16 protein-coding genes are annotated in these 21,095 nt (G+C 47.3%); 9 read left to right on the top strand and 7 right to left on the bottom strand.

Annotation, left to right across the window (positions count from 1 at the left end; translation table 11 throughout):
• Nucleotides 1-45 precede the first annotated feature (45 nt).
• Entirely contained in the window at nucleotides 46-1,284 is a 1,239-nt protein-coding gene (locus ABWH99_RS13060) for an alpha/beta hydrolase family protein (RefSeq protein ID WP_375582295.1), read from the top strand.
• A gap of 450 nt (nucleotides 1,285-1,734) precedes the next feature.
• Here ABWH99_RS13060 and ABWH99_RS13055 read toward each other — a convergent pair whose 3' ends face one another.
• The gene (locus ABWH99_RS13055; protein WP_375582294.1) at nucleotides 1,735-1,908 is read right to left on the bottom strand and encodes a type II toxin-antitoxin system YoeB family toxin; all 174 of its coding nucleotides are present in this window, start codon (nucleotides 1,906-1,908) and stop codon (nucleotides 1,735-1,737) included.
• 355 nt (nucleotides 1,909-2,263) lie between these two features.
• Here ABWH99_RS13055 and ABWH99_RS13050 point away from each other — a divergent pair, with 355 nt between their 5' ends.
• Both ABWH99_RS13050 and ABWH99_RS13045 read left to right on the top strand, forming a co-directional pair.
• Entirely contained in the window at nucleotides 2,264-2,641 is a 378-nt protein-coding gene (locus ABWH99_RS13050; RefSeq protein ID WP_375582293.1) for a hypothetical protein, read from the top strand.
• 208 nt (nucleotides 2,642-2,849) lie between these two features.
• Nucleotides 2,850-3,119 (top strand): hypothetical protein, encoded by a 270-nt coding sequence (locus tag ABWH99_RS13045; protein ID WP_375582292.1) that lies wholly within the window; start codon nucleotides 2,850-2,852, stop codon nucleotides 3,117-3,119.
• 206 nt (nucleotides 3,120-3,325) lie between these two features.
• Here ABWH99_RS13045 and ABWH99_RS13040 read toward each other — a convergent pair whose 3' ends face one another.
• Nucleotides 3,326-4,114: a hypothetical protein gene (locus ABWH99_RS13040; protein ID WP_375582291.1), complete on the bottom strand. Its 789-nt coding sequence runs from the start codon at nucleotides 4,112-4,114 to the stop codon at nucleotides 3,326-3,328.
• A gap of 198 nt (nucleotides 4,115-4,312) precedes the next feature.
• Between ABWH99_RS13040 and ABWH99_RS13035 the strand changes: the two genes are divergently transcribed.
• From ABWH99_RS13035 to ABWH99_RS13015, 5 genes are all read left to right on the top strand, one after another.
• A complete protein-coding gene (locus ABWH99_RS13035) occupies nucleotides 4,313-5,641 on the top strand; it encodes a fibronectin type III domain-containing protein (RefSeq protein ID WP_375582290.1) in 1,329 nt (442 codons plus the stop codon).
• Between the two features lie 189 nt (nucleotides 5,642-5,830).
• The gene (locus tag ABWH99_RS13030; protein WP_375582289.1) at nucleotides 5,831-5,986 is read left to right on the top strand and encodes a hypothetical protein; all 156 of its coding nucleotides are present in this window, start codon (nucleotides 5,831-5,833) and stop codon (nucleotides 5,984-5,986) included.
• Nucleotides 5,983-7,389 (top strand): sensor histidine kinase, encoded by a 1,407-nt coding sequence (locus tag ABWH99_RS13025; RefSeq protein WP_375582288.1) that lies wholly within the window; start codon nucleotides 5,983-5,985, stop codon nucleotides 7,387-7,389. The genes ABWH99_RS13030 and ABWH99_RS13025 overlap by 4 nt, the downstream gene beginning before the upstream one ends.
• Before the next feature lie 6 nt (nucleotides 7,390-7,395).
• A complete protein-coding gene (locus ABWH99_RS13020; RefSeq protein WP_375582287.1) occupies nucleotides 7,396-8,541 on the top strand; it encodes a 6-bladed beta-propeller in 1,146 nt (381 codons plus the stop codon).
• Between the two features lies 1 nt (nucleotide 8,542).
• Entirely contained in the window at nucleotides 8,543-9,202 is a 660-nt protein-coding gene (locus tag ABWH99_RS13015) for a LytR/AlgR family response regulator transcription factor (protein WP_375582286.1), read from the top strand.
• Between the two features lie 46 nt (nucleotides 9,203-9,248).
• Here ABWH99_RS13015 and ABWH99_RS13010 read toward each other — a convergent pair whose 3' ends face one another.
• Nucleotides 9,249-10,766 (bottom strand): FMN-binding glutamate synthase family protein, encoded by a 1,518-nt coding sequence (locus ABWH99_RS13010; protein WP_375582285.1) that lies wholly within the window; start codon nucleotides 10,764-10,766, stop codon nucleotides 9,249-9,251.
• Nucleotides 10,767-11,020: 254 nt separating this feature from the next.
• A complete protein-coding gene (locus ABWH99_RS13005) occupies nucleotides 11,021-14,236 on the bottom strand; it encodes a PVC-type heme-binding CxxCH protein (RefSeq protein ID WP_375582284.1) in 3,216 nt (1,071 codons plus the stop codon).
• A gap of 228 nt (nucleotides 14,237-14,464) precedes the next feature.
• Here ABWH99_RS13005 and ABWH99_RS13000 point away from each other — a divergent pair, with 228 nt between their 5' ends.
• Nucleotides 14,465-15,925, top strand: a complete 1,461-nt coding sequence (locus ABWH99_RS13000; RefSeq protein ID WP_375582283.1) for an SLC13 family permease — start codon at nucleotides 14,465-14,467, stop codon at nucleotides 15,923-15,925.
• A gap of 251 nt (nucleotides 15,926-16,176) precedes the next feature.
• Here ABWH99_RS13000 and ABWH99_RS12995 read toward each other — a convergent pair whose 3' ends face one another.
• The 3 genes from ABWH99_RS12995 to ABWH99_RS12985 form a co-directional block, all read right to left on the bottom strand.
• Complete coding sequence (locus tag ABWH99_RS12995) at nucleotides 16,177-17,388, bottom strand: tetratricopeptide repeat protein (protein ID WP_375582282.1); 1,212 nt, start codon at nucleotides 17,386-17,388, stop codon at nucleotides 16,177-16,179.
• A gap of 31 nt (nucleotides 17,389-17,419) precedes the next feature.
• A complete protein-coding gene (gene gyrA, locus ABWH99_RS12990) occupies nucleotides 17,420-19,936 on the bottom strand; it encodes a DNA gyrase subunit A (RefSeq protein WP_375582281.1) in 2,517 nt (838 codons plus the stop codon).
• A 176-nt stretch (nucleotides 19,937-20,112) separates the two neighbouring features.
• Complete coding sequence (locus ABWH99_RS12985; RefSeq protein WP_375582280.1) at nucleotides 20,113-21,063, bottom strand: hypothetical protein; 951 nt, start codon at nucleotides 21,061-21,063, stop codon at nucleotides 20,113-20,115.
• Nucleotides 21,064-21,095 lie beyond the last annotated feature (32 nt).

Genomic DNA, 21,095 nt, shown 5'->3' with positions numbered 1-21,095 from the left:
ATGAATGATTTCGCACGTACCTTACACGGATAGATCAGTAGTCCAATGAAAAACACAATTTTAATCGGCTTAACCCTCTTTCTTTTGCAGGGTCTGGTTATTGCCCAGACGGGTATTTCTCTACCGCCCGACCTCCAAGGGCGAATTCCCTGGGATTTACCGGCCTTATCCGCAGCCCCAGACTTTAAATGGATAAATCAGACCGATCCGGTCCGATCACTGATTTATACCGGTGAAGTCTATGAGGGAAAGGTAACGGAGGTATTTGCCTATTATGCCAGCCCGGCTACCTTGGGCGTAGAAAATCCGGAGAAGGGAACGTTTCCCGGCATCGTGCTGGTTCACGGTGGGGGAGGGACCGCCTTTCGAATCTGGGCGCAGGAATGGGCGGAAAGGGGATATGCCGCCATCGCCATGGACCTGAGTGGCAATCAGCCGTTACCCCCCAATCAGCAGGACAACCCCTGGGGATCTAAAAGCATCCGGTTGGAGGCCGGAGGGCCTTTGCAGGACGATGTGCACAAGTTTTTCCGATTGGATGAGGATTTTACCGCGCAGTGGCAATTTCACTCGGTATCCAATATCATCCGGGCCCACTCCCTGATCCGCAGCTTTCCCGAAGTGGATCCAGCTAAGACAGCCATCACCGGCATCAGTTGGGGCGGTTACCTCACCAATCTGGCGGCTGGCGTGGACCACCGATTTGCTGCGGCCGTGCCGGTGTATGGAGCGGGTTTTCTCCAACAAGGAAGCGCCTGGGACCGTCAGTTCGATTCACTGGGAACCGCCGGAACTCAAAAGTGGGTAGATTTATGGGATCCTTCCCGTTACGTAGCCAATGCAACCGTACCCCTATTGTTTGTCAACGGAACCAATGATTTCGCCTATTTCGTAGAAAACTGGCAGAAAACGGCTAACCTGGCCCCGAATGGCCGGTATTCCCTGATACCGGAACTAAAACACAGCCATCTGCACGGAGCAGAACCCGAAGAAATTTACCGCTTTATCCGTACACAACTGGAAAATAAATCCGAATTTGATAGTTCGATTAAGCTCAAACGAAAGGGGAGGGAGGTAAGCTATTCCATCAGTCAGGCCTCGGAAGAAAGGTACCTGGTGTATACCGCCGATGCCAAACGCAGTCCGGAACGGGAATGGAAAATCGTGCGGCTGGAACAAGCCAAAGGTAAGGTACGTATTCCATTGGAAGCCAACCTATGGTACATCTATTGGGTGGATAGTTGGGGCAATCGAAGGAGTAGCCAGGTAAAGGGTTGGGAGTAGTCATTGAGTAGTGGCCGAAGGCGGTTGGTGGTTGAAACATTAGCATAGTATGTTTAGTATTTTCTAGTGCTTCAAAGATTGGTTGCCTGCCAAAATACCCGGGCGTTGGTCTGACTGTGCGGCTGATAGGGGATCCTGCAGGCAGGTGTTTTGGCTAGCGGATTTGAATACTTTTGGGCCAATGCCAAAAATTCTAATTCTGCTACAAGTGATGTACGAGACTAAACATATCCCTCATATCCCTTTTTATGTTAATCATACCTTACCACGTCTGAACGCAAATAATTTATAATTCAATAAACTTACCGTGATTTGCTTTAACATAAGATCTGTCGTTATAAGACTGCCTCTTATAACTGATCTTAGGTTAATCATCCGCTAGCGCGTCTGAACGCAAATCCCTCCAATTGTTATATAATTTATATTATGTTAAATTCATACAATCCCAAACTATGATTTACTAATAAACCTGCACTGAATGGTATATTTCTGGTCTCTCCCTTTTGTCCCTGACACTGCATAAACCAATCGGTATTCTTTATTGATATTCCTGGACCAATATCCTCTATAACCCCCTTTTAGCGCTTCTGATTTGCTTTCCTCCTTGAATGTAATTCCGATCATTTAATTGTCGAAATTTTCAATTAGGTTCGGCTCGGACGTTAGCCAATACTGCTAATCATACCAAGCATGCATCGTAACCTCAATCGAACGGTTCGCCTCCAGATACCTACTTACGGCCTAGAACTAATCGGTAAACGACAGGATCGATATCCCGGTCCATCCGGACCTACAGTAATAGCAAGTCTTTTGCTAATCATTTTTGCAAAATTTTTAGAACTATTTCTTGCTAAAATTTTTAATTTTTTTTAACTCCCTCATGCTTAGTACTTTATAATCCAACTCTTTAATCTTTTGAATTATGACAAGGCATTTGTATTACAGTTTGATCCCGTTTCTCTTTATATCAGCCTGCCAAATGGGTGAAATCTCCAATTTTCAGGATCAGGCTGCAGCAGATGTTCCAGTCATTTTGGATGCCTCTGATGACGAAAAGGTAATGTTCTCAGCGTGGCTATCACAAATCACCCCCAATGCCCGCCGCTCAATACTCTTCGACCCTGCCAAGCTAGTGAAAGTTGCCAACAGCACCCACGAAAGATTAGCTGTGGTCAATGATCAAGATCCCAATACCTCACTTTCCTTTGTGATAAACCCGGTAACCAATCAAATTGACCGGGAAATGATTAATACCTCGATAAGAAACAAAGATAAAAGTATTACCAGTAAAGCTTATAATCTTCAAAACAAATTGATGTTTGAAGTCGACTCAAACCAGATGGATCTGTCGATATAACCTATCAGGATCAGAATGAAGTAACAGGATTTTGGAAAGAATGGGATAAATGTCTTGAAACTATTGCTGCACCTTTTGAAAGTAATGCTGCAAACTTTACCTTCGGTGCCATTGCAAGTTACGTTACTCTTGGAGGATGATTATTCTCTGTTGCCGTCGTTTGTCTGGGTGTAGCAGGTGGTTTAAATTACCAAAACAATCAAAGAAAATGAAAAAGTACGTTAAGAATGTCTGGATTTATCATCTAATTGCCGACGGACCTGCGTTGATTTTTATCTGGTTTTGGGTGGAAGCTGGTACGCCGGGTTCGATTTCTTTTGGATTATTCGCCTTTTTCTATCCCTTCTTATACCGCCCTGTGGTGGATTACTATCGATTACTGGCCTTGGAAGCCATAGAGAAAAAAGACTTTCCCAAAATGTGGAAATGGGCCGGGATTTATCGGTTCAAATGGTATAGTAAACTCATGTTCGGGTAAGGTAAAAGGGCTACTCAACTCTAACTTTTTTCTGACGTATCATTCGGCGCATTGAAAGGCGACGGGATCTAGTCTGCTTAAAAGCGAGCCTAAAGTACCATTGGAATGGTAAGCTCTCAGGTGATGTTCAGTAGTCCAGGGAGATCTGTTTTTAGTCGCTCGTCTAACCCAACATCCACCTTACCGATTTTACTGGCTCCCTTTTTTCACCGATAAATAAATACCTCTCCTGAACTACTACCCACCGGATAGCCGCTTACCGGATCGTAGTCATAATCGAAACGCTGCACCGGATACGCTGTAACCCCTGGATTGAGGGCACTTACCGACACACGAACCACATTATTGGCATTGCTAACTATTCCAGGATTTCCGGAAAACGAAAGCACCCGGTATGGATTCGGGTGTGTATCATATGCATATTCTGTTTGCGTCATTCTCTGCATTTCCCCTTCCTGAAGTGCATAATACTTCTCTTCGATCAGGTTACCGCTTACATCATAGGCATAGGTCCAATACTGCTGAAGTTCAGCAGTAGCGTTGTACAGATTGATACGTTGCACCCTTCCGTCCGCTCCATACTCAAAGCGTCTCAGAGAGCGCAATTCGTCCGTTGCTTCCCCCGGAACATATACCGAAATCCGATCAATCCGGTCCATTTCATTATACATATACTCCGAATAACTACTTAGCCCGTGAATTTCCGGATCGGCCCAGTTCCTTTCTCCTCCCGGAGGCAAGTAGGAACGATAGCTGTCCGGAGAAAGGGTCACCTCTTCTTTACGTACTCTAGTAGAAGTATCGTAATGGAAGCGCCGGAAAATCATGGGACTGCTGTAGGTACGAACCCGGTCCCGATTGTCATAGGCCAACACCGTCACGGCGTTTCCATCCATTTCTACCCGCTCCAACAAGGGCTTACTCCCAGACAAAGGGATCGGATCATTTTCAGCCAAACAACCAAAGAGCAGCACCAAGAGGCTCCATGCCCCCATCCTACTTCGTTTTGTAACTAATAAATACATTTATTAAGCGCTAATAAATTGAATTTCACCACTAAATGTAAAAATTTAATGCGATTAGTACAATGCTCTTCTGAATTGAGGGCTTAGCTGTCATTTTAACAGGTTGGGAATAGGCACTTTTTCTCCTTTAAGGTATATTTACTTCAACTAAATAAATCCAAAACGATTATGCCATTTAATTTTACCTTAAAACCCCTTTTTCGCTTTTTAATCTATCAATTCCTGATAGTTTGCCTTGCTTCAGCCACTGCATTCTCCCAGACAGAACCTGCTGCAATACTGCTTACCTGGCAACAAGACCCTACCACCACCATTAGCATTGACTGGCATACCCTTCCCGAAAGTGAAGCCAAGGAAACCCTTTCCTACCGCGCTAAAGGCGACTCGGACTGGCAGACCACACAGGCACAATCGTTTCCATTCCCTTATTCTGATCGCCGCATTCACCGTATCGAATTGACCGGTTTGCACCCAAATTCATCCTATGAAATTCGTGTAGGTGAATTCCAGCGGGTCTACTCTTTTCGCACGCTGCCGGCCAGGAATGACCGTCCGCTACGCTTTGCTGCGGGTGGGGATACTTCCCATGGGGAGCTATTCCGCCAGATGAACCGCGCCGTGATGCGGTACGATCCGGACTTTATTGTTTGGGGCGGCGACCTGGCATACGCCAATGGAAACAAGGAAAATGTGGACCTTTGGTACCAGTGGTTTGACGGGATCCGGGAAACCCTGATTACCGAAGCGGGACGCGTGGTGCCCGTAGTCGTCGGCCTGGGCAACCACGATGTTATCAATCACCATTACCCAGCCTCGGAAAGCAACATTGACAAAGGAATCGGCATGCCCGCATTCATTGCCAAAGTAAAGCGAGGAGAAATGGAAGAACCCACCGATGAGATGCGCCTGGAAAAAGGACCCTTTTTCTATCCCCTCTTCGCCTTTCCCGGCCAACCCGGTTACGGGGTCCTGGATATCGGCGATTACTTAAGCCTGATTATCCTGGACAGTTCGCACAGCAACCTGATCAGCGGTACCCAAACCGCCTGGTTAAAGAATACCCTGCAGCAGCGACAGGACCGTCCCCATTTGCTGCCGGTCTACCACAAGCCCGCCTACCCCTCCAATCGGGTGCAACCCGGCGGCCGCCGCAATCAGTTCTGGTCCATGGAGGTTCTCAACCACTGGGTGCCGCTTTTTGAACAATACGGTGTGCGGGTGGCGCTGGAAAACGACGACCATACCTACAAACGCAGCTACCCGATCCGAGAAGATCGCATACAATCCAATGGCATTGTTTACATAGGTGATGGTTCCTGGGGTGTGGAAAAACGAAACCCCAAAACCCCGGAACAGGTTTGGTACCTGCGAAAGTCCGCCATGGAAAATTCGGCCATTATCGTAACGGTACAGGGTCCCCACCAGCACTTTCTAATGATCAATGAAACGGGTGCCATCATCGACGAATACCCGGAAACCCTGAAGGTAGTCCCCTAAAAAAAAAACCATGCATGATTAGTTGGTGTCGACCGACCAGGTTATTTTTATCTTTTTAGGATTCTGTCACTGATTCGGAGTGTTTCGTCACATAAAATTGGCCAAATAAGCGGCCAGGGTTAATCTTGTAACACGAACGAAATTCGGAAATCGGCTACGTTTTCCGATGGACGAAATCCCATCCGACACATGAAAAGCACACGAAAGAATGCCTACAATGCCCTGATTGCGGCCGCACTGTTATACGTACTGGCCTGGCATTTGGAGCAGTCCGGGGTTAAAAGCATCCGGAAGGCTTTTGAAATTCATTTTTTTACCCACACCATTAACCCTGGCAAGGTATGAAAACCAAATCCCTGGCATTTTCGGAAATTGAATGGTGGGCCGTTACCTTTGTCTTCCTGGTCCTGGTGCTCGTCAATCTACTGAGTTTCGGAAACATGAAATACCTGGTGTACCCCGGTGGGTACTTTGCCCGGTTTTTGATTCCGCTAATCCTATTTTTTGCTTTTTACCTGATGCATCGGGTACTCATCCCCCGGTACCAGCGCACAAAAAACAATCGTGCATTTATCGGATATGGCTTGCTCACACTCTGCCTTTCCTACGCAATCATTTCCCTCTTTTCCGTCGGGGCAGGCATAACCAAAACGCCCTTTACCCCATATTATTTTAACACCATCGCCCTGTACGGTGGCTACCTGGTCTGGGTCCTGTTGTTAAAAGAGGTTTTGTTACCTCCGAAAATGAAGGACTATCTGCCGTATAACCTGCTGCGTATTTGTAGCATTTTCTTTTTTCTGATTTTGTTCCTGTTTCAATTGGACTTTCTGATTTCGGATAGCATCTCGGTAATCCTGGCGCTTTTTCTTCCCGCAACGATTTTGGTACTGGTATACAATTACTTTCTAATCTACCGGATGCGATTGCGTGGAAAGCAACGTGCCGCCCTTTGGTTCAATATCCTTTTGATTCTTGTCTTTCCGGGCTTTCTGTTATTTGCGGGCCTCATGGGACAGGAAGCGGTGTTGGTTTTCCTTGGTTTGGGCACCGGTCTGGTGATCCAGTTGGTGGCCTTGCCCCTCTCCGACCTGGCTTTTGAAAAATACCTGGGCATGAAAGACAAAATTGAAAACCTCAGCCATCAGGTAGACCGGGGATCGGCGGATCTTCGTTTCCTGAAATCCCAAATCAATCCCCATTTCCTGTTCAATGCCTTAAACACCTTGTACGGCACGGCCTTGATGGAGCATGCAGAAAAGACCTCGGATGGCATTCAAAAGCTCGGTGACATGATGCGCTTTATGCTGCATGAAAACCAACTGGATAAAATCCCGCTTCGCCGGGAAATCGAGTACCTGCGCAATTACCTGGACCTGCAATTGCTGCGTTTCGCTACGGAGGATAATCCGGAAATTACGATCAAATTGCCAGCGGAGCCCTGCGAGGGAAACATTGCCCCCATGCTGCTGATCCCTTTTGTGGAAAATGCGTTTAAACACGGCATCAGCACTAAAAACCCCTCCTGGATCAAGATCAACTTGCGTTGTCTGGCAGGATCGGTACACTTGGATGTGGTCAATTCCCTACATCCGCCCAAAGCCCTGAAAGACCCCTCCGATGAATCCGGTATCGGATTGGACAATGTCCGCAAGCGATTGCAGGTCCTGTATCCGGACAGACATGACCTGGCAATAGTAGCGAACGATACGGAACATTTTGTCCATTTCTCTGTCCAAATAGACTAAACTGAAATGATGCATCAACGCCAATTTCTCTACCTTTTCTGCTGGCTGATCGCGGGAGTTTCCTGTCGAAATCAAACGAACAGAGCCGACCTATCCCCTGTACAGACCTTTTCATTCGAGGATGCGTTACCGTTAGACATAAAGGATTTCGTTGAGAAACAACGTTACGTTCTTTTGAGCATAGAGGAGGAGGCATTGTTTAAGCGAGTGGATAAGTTGGTAGCGATCAATGATCAATTTTACCTTTTTGATCATATCAATAACTCAGGGGTATTGGTCTTTGATGCCCAAGGAACCTTTATCCGTAAGATTGGTGATTTTGGCCAGGGGCCCTATCAACTAACGGGCATTGAAGATTTCCAGGTAAGGCCAAACGGTGAAGTATTGATACTAGATGCAATTGAAAATAGAATCCTTGTTTATTCTCCAGAAGGAAACTGGGTCGAATCTATTTCCATTCCTGTGAATGCAGGAGGTTTTGTAGAAACAGAGACCGGCTGGCTATTCGCCATTAACAATGACAATCAGAATGATGCGATTTCGAATTACCCCAAAGTGGGGAGTTTTGATTCGTCTTTTAAGCTAGACAGTTTGTATTTTGGCTACACCGCCATCGGAGGTAATACCAATGTATATTACCATGCAGGACTATTGTCAAAAACTTCTGGACACATCGTATACAATAGACCTCCGGACGATACCATCCGACTTTTTTCGGAGACGGGAAAACTAGAAAAACAAATTCTAATAGACTTTGGAGACAGTAAATTGCCTGAGCATGTTGTCAATGATATGACACTTGCTGATGAATTAAAAGAAAAAGGGCTAAATCACCAGTACCTCCCATTACCGGTTAAGCGTACCCATGATTTGATTTTGGGCGTGATTGTTAGTACGAAAAATGATTTCTGGACATTTGCTATTCATTTAAAAACCGGTAAATTACATGTTCATAAAGTTGACTTTTCCGACGTTCATTTTCCTTCGTTGATCCTTCCCACAGCGACCACTCCCACTGGCGAAGTGGTTACATTGATCGAACCCATTTCATTCGTGTCAGATACTCAGCCAGAAAACTATCCGAAGGAAGTAGTCAATCATTTTGAAAACGAAGGTTCCGTGTTGTTGCTGCATCAATTGAAATCCAACTGATATGTTAACAGCTATAGCGATAGACGACGAAAAAATGGCCCTGGAAGTTATCAAGTCCCATGCGGAAAAAGTACCTTTTCTCGAGTTGGAAGCGGTTTTTTCCGATGCCATCACGGGCTTTGACTACCACAAAACCCAGCCCGTCGACCTGATCTTTCTGGATATCAACATGCCGGATATCTCTGGAATCGACCTGGCAGGCATGTTGCTAGCCGAGACAATGGTGGTTTTTACCACGGCCTATTCCGAGTATGCGGTCAAAGGATTTGAACTCAATGCGCTGGACTACCTGCTCAAACCTTTTTCACTGAGCCGTTTCCTGCAAGCCTGTCAAAAAGCTCGCGACTGGAAGGAACTGCAGCCAGCGGAAACAAACGGCCATGTATTCATAAAAACTTCAGAGGGGCAAATCAAGGTGAATTTTCCGGAGGTTCTGTTTTGTGAAGCCAGGGGTAACTATGTAACCTTGTATGTCGCTTCAGAAAAGATCATCACCCGCATGACCTTTAAAGAGCTGGAAAAGTTGCTTCCCTCCCATTTTGTCCGCACCCATCGTTCCTTTATAGTCAATAAAAACCGGGTAGAAAAGATCGAAAAACACCAGGTACAACTTGGGGAATATACCGTTCCGGTTAGCCTCTCCTACACAAATTGGATGTAAGCCACTGAATGGTCTTGTATTACCGGGCAGGGGCTGAAATGGGAGGTCAGACTTGAGAATTCACTGAATCAGGAAAATACCGATTAGCAAGTTGCACCATTTCGTCTCCCTTTACCAAATCATGCACGGTCAATTGATCCGTGTGGCTATAGCCAGCCGCTCCCAGTAGCTCAGAAACTGCCCGAACGGTATTCCTATGGAAATTGAATACGCGTTCGGATTTATCCGTGACCACCAGGCCTTTGACAAGACCAGCGCGCTGGGTCGCCACCCCCGTTGGGCATTCATTCGTGTTGCACCGAAGTGCTTGGATGCATCCAATACTAAACATGAAGCCACGAGCCGAATTGCACAAATCCGCTCCAAGGGCGATATTTTTCAGAATTGAGAAGGCACTAATAATTTTGCCAGAGGCGATAATTTTTATTTTGTCGCGCAGGTTAAACTTTTCTAAAGTCGAACGCACAAATATTAAGGCAGGCTCCAAGGGTAAGCCGACACTATCGGAGAATTCGAGCGGTGCCGCACCGGTTCCTCCTTCTGCCCCATCCACGGTGATGAAATCCGGCCAACAGTTTCGCGCAACCATTTCCTGGCAGATCGCTATAAACTCTTCCGTTCGTCCAATGCAAAGTTTGAAACCTATTGGTTTGCCACCAGATAACCGGCGAAGTTCATCTATAAAATCAACCAATTCAGCAGGATTGGAAAAAGCCGAATGGGAAGGGGGAGATAAGACGGTTGTACCTGGAACGATGCCGCGAATATCGGCTATTTCCGGTGTGTTTTTTATGCCCGGCAAGACGCCACCGTGACCGGGTTTGGCCCCTTGCGAAATTTTTATTTCAATCAATTTCACCTCGGGCAAGCCTGCTTTTTCCCTAAATTTTTCCGGGCTGAAGTTTCCTTGCCCGTCCCGGCAACCAAAGTATCCGGTACCGATCTGCCAACACAAGTCTCCCCCTTGCTGGTGATAGGTAGAAATTCCTCCTTCCCCGGTATTTTGAAAAAAATTTCCCTTTTTCGCTCCTATGTTTAGGGCCTTTACGGCATTGGAAGAAAGCGAACCAAAACTCATGGCGGAGATATTCAACAAAGATGCCGAATAGGGTTTGGCGCACAATTCGGATCCAATCCTGACCCTAAGGTCCTCAGAATGGGCGGCAACAGCGTAAATGGAGTGCCGAAGTGCCACGTAATCAACGCCATCTATTTCTCGCTGAGTGCCAAACGGATGGGTATCGTTAACGGTTTTTGCCCGACGGTAAACCAACGAGCGAAGGTTTCTTGAAAAGGGTTTGCCATCGGTGTTGTTTTCGACAAAGTACTGTTGTATTTCCGGGCTGATTGATTCAAAGAGGTACCGAAAATGACCGACCACCGGGAAGTTTCTCAGAATCGCGTGCTTTTTTTGCAATGCATCGTAAATGCCAATCAGCGTCAAAACAGCCAGAACTAAAAGAATAAAGTGTCCCAGTCTAAAATCCCTGATGGAATAATAGCCAATCAAGAACAAAACAACCGCCCAGATAATAAAGACGGACGTAAAAAAAAGCTTTCTCATCGTTCCATTAGTTTCGTTAGATTCCGTACTGCCCGATTTTCATGAATAAGACAAAACACCAATGCCCTACTACTGTATAGCGGGAGAAGTACCCTATTTTGTCAACAATCAGACATCTATTGATTGATTGGTGTTTGATTTTCCTTGTACACCTCAACGTTTTTACTAACCGAGGGCAACCCCCCGTTCAAAAGAAAAGGCGACTGAATTGGCCACCTCCTCTTTTCAACACAAAACTTTTACAAACTACCTATTCATTCCTCCATGGGGTGCTCTTGCAGCAATTCTGCCGGAGAGTAGAATCCTTGTTTTGCCTTGGAAGCCTCCCGCACCTCGGCAACCGTTTCGGGTTTGATGGGGGATGATTCGTTTCCAAAACTATTCCGCACATAGGTTGCCACTGCGGCCACTTCCTTGTCATTCAGCATACCCGCATAGGGAGTCATGGGAACCTGACCGGGATATTCCTTACCCAGCACCTCAATCGGGCCCATCAAGCCGTTGAGGATGATTTTAACCAGGCGTTCTTCGCTGCCATTTACCCATTTGGTACCGGCTAGTGGGGGAAAACCGGAAGCACTCAGCCCCTTACCATCCGGCTGATGGCAGGTGATACAGAACCCTTCCCGACTATAGATCGCTTTGCCCATTTGGAAAAGCGTCAGGTCCTCTCCTTTCAGGCGGCTATTGGATGCCTTCTCCTCTTGAGGAGCTTCCTGAAAGACGATGCTGCCATCCGGATTCACCACCATATTTTTCACCGACATGCCGTTCAAATGGGCCAAAGCGGTTTCAAACGGACGTTGCATCCATACATCTTTGGGATGCTCGTCTGCCACTTCCAGAATGGCCAGCCCGTCTTCCTTATCCAGCCAGGATGCCGCTACAATGGCTTCCAGCCGTACCCTCCCGTGAGGATCCGCTGCCGCTTTCTTCAGCATTTCCACCTGATCAGGTACCTGATGCCCGGTGTAGCGAAGGATACGAGCTACAGCCGCCCTTACCCGGTGATCTTCGGAAGCAAACAAGGTTTTCATCAATTCCTGATCTACCTGATTGAGGCCCCAACTCACCCAAAGTGCTTCCAACAAATGGTGTTCGTACCGGGGATCGTTGGCATCCAGGCTGGTTATCCATTCCTGCATTTTCTCCAGCACTTCCCCTTTGTCCCGGCCCCGTAATTCTGCACGGGTACGGTACCTGGCCCTGAATTCCGGCAACTTAAGATTTTCCAACAGGGTTTCTATTGGTGCATCGGCTATTTGCGGAGGTGTCACCAATGGTCGGGAAGGATAGGTGATTCGGTAGATACGTCCGTGTACATGATCCCGAAGCGGATCCCTGGCATTGTGCTGCATGTGTCCGACCAGGATATTGTGCCAGTCCACGAAGTAGAGCGAGCCGTCCGGAGCAAACTCCATATCTACGGGTCTGAAATTTCGATCATCGCTTCGAATCAGGTCTACCCGGTGCTCACTATCGTAACCGGTACCGTCTTCCATCATTTTGTGCATTTTCATACCCAGGAAGCCGATGGTGTTATTGATCAACAAGTCTCCCTGAACTTCCTCTGGAAAATGCCGGCTCGAAACCAACTCCAGACCCGAAGTAGGCCGCACACGATGGGCATCTTCGATAAGGTTGGGGCCTTTGTGCGTACCTTCTCCATAGCGGGGTTTGATGGATCCCGGCATCATCCAGCGTACATCCGGGCCGGAAGTTTCCGCAAAGAAATTTTGCCCCCAATCATCAAAGGCGATGCCCCAGGGATTGGGAATGGGTAGCTGCGCGGTTCTTTCCAGGCGTTTACGCGCAGGATTGTACCGATAAAAGCCACCGTTGGTAGCGCGAACAGGCCCGTAGGGTGTTTCTACATTGGTATGCAAAAAGACCCCCTCTCCCATGTAGATGGCTCCGGAAGGGTCGGCCACAAAGGCAGAAATATTGTGATGGGTATCGTGGTCATCAAAGCCGCTGAGCAAGATTTCGCGCTCCTCGGCATAATCATCGCCATCTTTATCCACTAATAGGATCAGGTTGGTGCCCTGAGATAAATAGACCCCTTCTTCGGCAATTTCCATCCCGATGGGCAGATGCAGGCTGTCTGCAAAGACAATTTGCTTGTCTGCTTTCCCGTCGTTGTCGGTATCTTCCAGAATCAGTATCTTGTCGTTGGGTTTGGGATCTCCCGGTTTGTAGTGGGGATAACTGGGCATTACCGCAACCCACAGCCTGCCTTTGGTATCAAAGGTCATTTGAACGGGATTTGCCAGGTCAGGAAACTCCGATTCGGAAGCGAATAATTCCACCTTATAGCCTTCTGCCACTTCAAATTTCTTCAGGGCATCTTCCCCGTACAGGTATTCCAAATCACCGTTTTTTTCCGGATTGTAATTGGTTTCCACGGGAGGAAGTTCGATGGTGTTCGCATCTGCAGCCACCAGGTCAAACGATTCCCCCTGACTTACCTTCCAGATCGCCTGATCCCGGTTATCCGTCATTTGACGAATCTTTTTCAACTCGTAGGGATAGTTGTCCGGGCCAAAGGGGTTGTATCTCCTGCCAAACACGTGTACCCCGTTCGGTATTTTGTAATCGTTGTGCCACATCCAGTTTTTCTCCAAAACGGCCCCTCGGATGGCTTCTCGCCGATCTTCTGCTACCGGTTTGTCTTTCCCGAACAATTGGTCCGTAAGGAATTTACTGAATTTTTTGTATCCTTCTTCGGTCGGTTGAAAACCGTCAATGGTAAGGTATTCCTTCGAATCGGCATACCAGGAAGCGGAGGGGTCAAACGCATTCACAAAATGTACCTGATTGGCCGCTGCCACTTCCTGCATGGCTTCGGTATATAACTTTAAATTTCGGTTTTCTTGTTCTCCATTGGGCAGATCGTAGTCGGCGCTGAGGTTTTCAAAGGCGATTGGAGATACCAGCGCCAATTGGGGAGCGGCTTCTCCATTGTATATGGTGTTTTTGGTATGGTTAATAAAGGCTTCCAGTTCTTGCTTGTACCGGTCCAACCCCTCCTGTCCCTGAAAGGACTTGTTGTACCCAAAAAAGCCTACGATGATATCCGCTTCGTGACGTTTGATCCACTCGTCGGGCGATTCCAGGTGTCCCTCGCTGCCAGAGGGTGTCGCCAATTCGTCCTGAAATTCTTCTGCCCCGGGAAAAGCCCAGGGAGATACCCTGCCGGAATGGGGTCGAAAACCCGGCGTATCGCCCCCGTCACTCATGTTCCGGATATAAAGCAGGGAGTCTGGATACCGCACGTGCATTTCTGTCTCGAAATACCCGTAATTCATCATGCGGGAACCCAAATTATTCCCTACCAAGATGATATGATCTCCTTTATTGAGTGCTAATTTCGGACCCTCTGGTCCACATTGGAAAGCAAAAAAGGCTATTGCCAGTACCCACGAGAGGGACAGGGTTCGCTTGAATCGATCTAAATTCCGTTTGATCATCAGTATCTGTTTAATTTTTAGTCGGGCTTTGTTTGAACCAATATTAACATAAATTTCCAATTTATCTTAAATAAAGTACACGAAATAGGAAATTCTATCCTGTACTGTCCTGTGGACTCCATGGATGGGCTTGGCATCGGTGCTAAATTCGCGGTACAGGTAAAATCCTGCCGCATTTCTTTTTGAATTTGGGCATTTTATACCTATTCTTAAACTTTATTCGATGCCATGCAAACTAAGAAAATCGGCTTGATACTCGGGCCTCTTGTCTTTTTGGGATTTTATTTCTTCGCTTCTCCGGAAGGTTTATCCGAATCGGGTACCTCCCTACTGGCCATTACCTTGTGGATTGCCATTTGGTGGATCACGGAAGCCATTCCCATAGCTGCCACCGCGCTACTCCCCCTGGTCGCTTTTCCATTGACCGGCGTTATGGGCATCAAAGCCACTTCTATTCCCTATTCGGATCCCATGGTTTTATTGTACATGGGGGGCTTTATGATCGCTGTAAGTATCGAAAAATGGAACCTACATAAACGGATTGCCCTGCAGATCATTTCTTTTCTGGGCACGGATCTAAAGAAAATTATTTTGGGTTTCATGGTGGCTACGGCATTTTTATCGATGTGGATTTCCAATACGGCTACCTCACTCATGATGCTACCCATAGCCATTGCAGTGGTCATGCAGGTCAGTCAGTCCAACGAAGCGGTTCAGCAAACGCTGGGACAGTCTTTGATGCTGGGCATTGCCTACAGTGCGTCCATTGGGGGACTGGCCACCATCATTGGTACCCCAACCAACGTGATCTTAGTCGGTGTGGTAAAAAGCACCTACGGGATAGAAATTAGTTTTGGTGAATGGATGCTAATCGGATTTCCTATCGCCCTTGGACTGTTATTGATTTGCTGGTATTACCTGGTGAATTGGGCTTTTCGTTTTCCGAAAACGTTGAAACTGCAAGGTGGAAAAGAAGAAATCAAACGGCAGCTGACCGAACTTGGACCCATCAGCAAACAGGAAAAGCGGGTACTTTGGGTATTCATTGCTGTCAGTTTCTCCTGGATCAGCCGCAGTTTTTTGTTGCAGCAATTTGTGCCGGCATTGACAGACACGATCATTGCCCTGACCGGCGTTTTGTTGCTCTTTGTTCTGCCAGCCGGAAATGAAAAAAACGAACACTTACTGGACTGGAAAGTAGCGGAAAAAATCCCCTGGGGTATTCTGATCCTCTTCGGAGGTGGTCTGGCACTGGCAGAAGGTTTTCAGGAAACCGGCTTGGCAAATTGGATTGGCAAGCAGTTTATCTTATTGCAAAATTTCCCTTTTTGGTTGTTTTTACTTTTGATCATTGCTGCCGTTAATTTCCTCACAGAAATAACCTCGAACGTGGCTACTGCCTCCATGCTGCTACCCATTTTAGCTGCCGTCGCACTGGCCATGGGCGTGCATCCCTACGGACTGATGATTGGTGCTACCATGGCCGCTTCCTGCGCCTTTATGCTGCCGGTAGCCACGCCTCCCAATGCGGTCGTGTTTGGCTCTGGTTACCTGACCATCCCTGTTATGATGCGAACCGGCTTCTTTCTGAATTTACTTTCCATCGTGTTCATTCTGATACTGACCCTTTTTTACCTTCCCTGGGTTTGGAATTTCAGCATATTTTCCTTTCCGGAAAGCTGGCAATAGACTGACTGCTGCTTGTTTTTCTTGGAGAATCAACCCGGTAGACCAGAACTACTTTATGTGGTCCCCATCTGGCTCTGCAAGAAGGGTAAGGGCGAAGCTGCAGCTGCAGGAGGTGCCGATGTACTTCCTTTTATTCCAACGATCTCGGTATTCTGGCACTTGCCTGGGACCAGACAGTAAGGGGAACTCACAAAAAAAAGGCTTGTCCGACATTACTCGGACAAGCCTTTTCACATTCCATTACCTACTAATTATCTTTCCAACCAATCTGCTCCAAGTTTATCGGATAGCTTTTGGTTGTATTCCTCCGCTTTCGCTTCGTTTTTCAAACGGGTGTGCATTTGGAACAAAATCTCCATGATATCGGTATTGTCCGGCTGCAAATCCGAAGCTTTGGTAAAGTATGGCAAGGCTTCTTCGTACAAACTATCGGCTTCCGCGAGCATGGTATCTGATTTTTCCTCCCATTCCTCATCCGAAAGGTTATTTACCTCCGTTATGATGTTTCTGGCTTTATCCAGATAAATGGCACCCGCGTAGTAGTTTCCTTCGAAGAATTCGGGATCTGCCGCTACGGTACGCTTGTATTCCTCCAAGGCACCTTCCATATCTCCTGACTTTTCCTTCAGGTAGCCGTATCGCAAACGGATGGCTGCGTTGTCCGGATCGGTTTTTAGCGCTTCTTCTATAGAAGCCATTGCCTCATCCATTTTGTCCAGTTGCAACAGCAACTGAATTTCGAATTCGGCCAGGCCTTTGTCTTCAGGATAAAGCTCTCGTGCCTCTTTGGCCAATCGGTAGGCCTCTTCCGGGTTGTTCTCTTCTGCACTGGCAATCTGAATCAGAAAATAATACGCATTTAGTTTGTTATATTCGTCAATATCAAGCAGATGCGTGAAGTATTTTTTGGCACCTTCGGTGTTATCCGTCATGTTCGCCGTGTATCCCGCATTGAATACAATGGAGGTATCCTTCGGATCCAAATCGGCTGCCAGAGAGAAAAATTCGTAGGATAGTTCCATGTCGTCTTCCTCGTACTTTTCGATTGCTTTGTTGAAAGAGGCATTCTTCAAGCGGTAGACACCTTCTCCCTGGAAGTTGGCCGGCATATCGGGCACAACCTCTTTGAACAGGTCCTTGCTAACACTACTGGTGGAATCCATGTCTTCCATTTCGAAAGCTTTCATAAAACTGGCCTCAGCCTCTCTACCTAATGCGACCGTTTCCTGGGTATTGGAAGAATCCGCCTCAAACATCTGTGTTTCGATTTTTCCTTTGATGAAATACGTCTCGGATTCGCTACCGGTTTCTGCGTCGGTGATGGCAGTTTTGATATCCGAATACGCGGCTTCCATTTCGCCTTTTCGCAGGTTTTTTTCGGCGGACTTAACCACCTTTTTCTGGCCAAAGGCAACTGTCGAAGCAATGCCCACCAAAGCCAAAGATAAAATTAACTTTTTCATGTTCGGAGTGTTATTCTTTTTTTGGTTTTACTTATGATTCAGTATCGGAATTCGTTTCGTTTGCTCTGTCAGGATCTTCCCCAGCTCCTTCTTCCTCTTCCAAAATATTTTCAATCTTTTCTACGGAAGAGATTTTGTCAGTATCGTTGAGTCGAATCAAGCGCACGCCTTGGGTAGCCCTTCCCATTACCCGAACGCCCGATGCAGGCGTCCGGATGGTAATGCCGGATCGGTTGATGATCATCAAATCATCCGTATCGACGACTTCCTTAATGGCTACCAATCCCCCGGTCTTCTCGGTAATATTCATGGCTTTTACGCCTTTTCCTCCCCGCTTGGTAATGCGGTATTCGGATAGATAGGAACGCTTTCCAAATCCTTTTTCCGTCACTACCAGCAGCGTCGCGTCTTCTCTGTGAACACAAACCATGCCAATTACATGGTTGTCTTCTTCCCCCAGGTTGATGGCTTTTACACCGGTAGCGGTCCTACCCATGGGACGAACGTTCGATTCATGAAAGTGCACCGCCCTTCCTGAACTGGAAGCGATGACAATATGGGAATCGCCATTGGTTAACTCCACATTCAGCAACTGATCGTCCTCCCGAATATTTAAGGCAATGATCCCATTGGTGCGGGGACGCGAATACTGCTCCAGCGTGGTTTTTTTAATGATCCCGTTACGGGTGATCATTACGATGTTGTTATTATTGATGTAGTCCGCGTCATTCAAATCCTTTACCTGAATAATGGATCGAATTTTATCCCCCGATTGAATATTTATCAGGTTTTGTATGGGCCGCCCTTTGGATGTCTTGCTACCCTCCGGAATGGCATAGGTCTTTAACCAAAAAAGCTTGCCTTGATCGGTGAAAATCAACAGGTAGTTATGTGTGAGCGCCGTAAACAGGTACTCGGTATAATCGTCCTCTTTGGTGCTTACTCCCCGGGATCCGATACCTCCCCGACTTTGGGATTTATATTCCGTCAATACGGTCCGTTTGATGTACCCTTGATGCGAAACGGTAATCACCACTTCTTCGTTGGGGATCATGTCCTCGTAATTGAAGTCCTCGGCATTGTGCTCAATGGTGGTCCTTCGTTCGTCCGAATAGCGCGTCTTCATTTCCAGGAGTTCGTCCTTAATGATCTGCATGCGCTTGTCCTCATTGGCGAGAATTTCCTTTAGTTCTTCGATAAGCTTCATCAACTCATCGTATTCCTGCTGGATTTTTTCCCGTTCCATTCCGGTAAGACGCTGCAGGCGCATGTCCAGAATGGCTCTGGCTTGAATTTCGGACAATTCGAACCGCTCCATCAACCCGTTCCTGGCTGTTTCCGGATCTCGTGAGTCCCGAATCAATTGAATCACCTCGTCCAGATTGTCCAGCGCAACCAGGTAGCCCTCCAGGATATGCGCGCGTTTCTCGGCTTCTTTCAGCTCAAACTGCGTCCTTCGGATCACCACTTCATGCCGGTGATTGACATAGTGGACAATGAGGTCCTTGAGATTCAAGGTATACGGTCTCCCCTTAACCAGTGCCACGTTATTAACACTAAACGAGGTCTGCAGGGGGGTGTGCTTGTATAGATTGTTTAGAATGACATTGGGGACGGCGTCTTTTTTTAGTTCGTATACAATACGCATCCCCTGACGATCCGATTCATCCCGGATAGCAGTAATTCCGTCGAGTTTTTTCTCGTTAATCAACTGTGCGGTCTTTTCCACCATGGAGGCTTTATTGACCTGATAGGGAATTTCGGTGATCACGATCATTTCCCGACCATTCGACTTGGTCTCTACCGCGGCCTTTCCCCTCATGATGATCCGCCCTCTACCGGTCTCAAAGGCTGCCTTGACGCCGTTGTATCCGTAAATGATTCCGCCGGTAGGAAAATCTGGAGCAGTGATGTGCTCCATTAGCTCTGGGATGGTAATGTCGTTGTTGTCAATGTAGGCAGTGATCCCATCGATGACCTCGCCCAGATGATGGGGAGCCATGTTGGTGGCCATCCCTACCGCGATTCCTGATGCGCCATTTAGCAGAAGGGCAGGTATTTTGGCAGGAAGGACAACCGGCTCTTTCAGCGTGTCGTCAAAATTCAGTTGAAAATCAACCGTATCTTTGTTGATATCGATGAGCAATTCCTCAGCAATTCGCCGCAACCTGGCCTCGGTATACCTCATTGCAGCGGGATTGTCCCCATCCACCGAGCCAAAGTTTCCCTGAGGATCTACGAGGGGATACCGCAAGGACCAGTGCTGCGCCATGCGTACCAGCGTTTCGTAGACCGCGGAGTCTCCGTGCGGGTGGTATTTACCCAGGACCTCACCTACAATACGTGCTGATTTTTTATATGGCTTGTTGTAACTAACCCCCAACTCCTGCATCCCATACAGGATTCGGCGGTGTACCGGCTTCAAACCATCCCTCACATCGGGTAGCGCCCTGGAAACAATTACCGACATCGAATAATCGATGTAAGCACCGCGCATTTCTTCCTCAATATTGATCGGGATAATATTCTCGTTCTCTCCTTGGGCCATAATTAAAATTTCTCGCTAATAACCTGCAAGATAGCAAAAAGAACAGGTTTAGAAAAATATAATTTTTCTAACAATTATGGAAACGGGTATCCAATTTATTTTCATGGAGTTAATGGTAGAAAATTTTTTAGAAAATTTGGAAAAGCAAGCGTCAGTGGCCGCTTTTGTACCATTTTTTACCATTGACCCACTTTTCTGTGTTGCCTGTGCCATATCGAACTCCCGCGATACTCGACACCATTGTGCAGGTGTTTCATGACCACCCGGCATCCGCCCACCTTGCAGCGCTTGGTACCTGGAAGATTTATCGATACGCCCATCTGCAGGGAGTAGACCTGTTGCATCAGGCCTTGGGTTTCCGGAATTTCCGGGTTGGTATAAGTAAACGGTCTGAATTCCGCGGAGGGCCTTACAAATATCTTGGTATACTCCGAAAAATCGTACTCCAGGCGTGCGGCCAGGCCGTAATACGGGTCTGGCGCAGTCAGGTTTGGATCCGGATTTTTTCGAAGGAATAGGGAGCCGAATTCTCCTTCCACGATAAATCGCCAGGGGTATATTTGCCGGGCCCGTTGTTTGAGTTCCGACTGCATGTAAAGATTGTTCTCAGAATACTTTCGGTACCGCCACCGTAAAAAAGAAATACGTTTGCCTGCATCCCAAAGTACGAGGCCAACAGTTCCATACAATTTGTCGTAGGTGTAGGCCTGCCCCTGAAATTCGAAGGTATTGCCTGAAAACGTCAACGGAGGAATATTTCCGAACTCCCGCCCGTACCCTGCACCGAGCGTTAAAAAGTCAAACAGATTTAATCGAAGCCCCAGTCCCAATGGAAATGCCAGGCTTCCGCCCCTAAAAGAAAGTGTATCGCCCGCAGTGGGGTCAGTCGCACCCTCCTGGATGCCCGTAATGGGATAGGATGCCGGCGTTTCGCTGCTAAAGTCAAAAAGCTGTCGCTGATAAGCTGCCCCGGTCGCAATTTCGAAGGAGAAGTTGCTCACCATGTTCCGAAATGCATTGCCCAGTTCGTTGTCACTTTTTCTGCCCTTCAATTTACGCTCGATACCAAAAATATCTTCCTGCGCGATCGCGGGATGAAAAAAAGGAGGCAGGTCAACAACGCCCACACAAAAAACAGGAACGGTTTCGAGGAAGAATT

Source organism: Cyclobacterium xiamenense (assembly GCF_042140265.1).
Classification (GTDB): Bacteria; Bacteroidota; Bacteroidia; order Cytophagales; family Cyclobacteriaceae; genus Cyclobacterium; species Cyclobacterium xiamenense_A.
The sequence above is the reverse complement of the archived record's forward strand: the minus strand, read 5'-3'. Positions and strand labels throughout refer to the sequence as shown.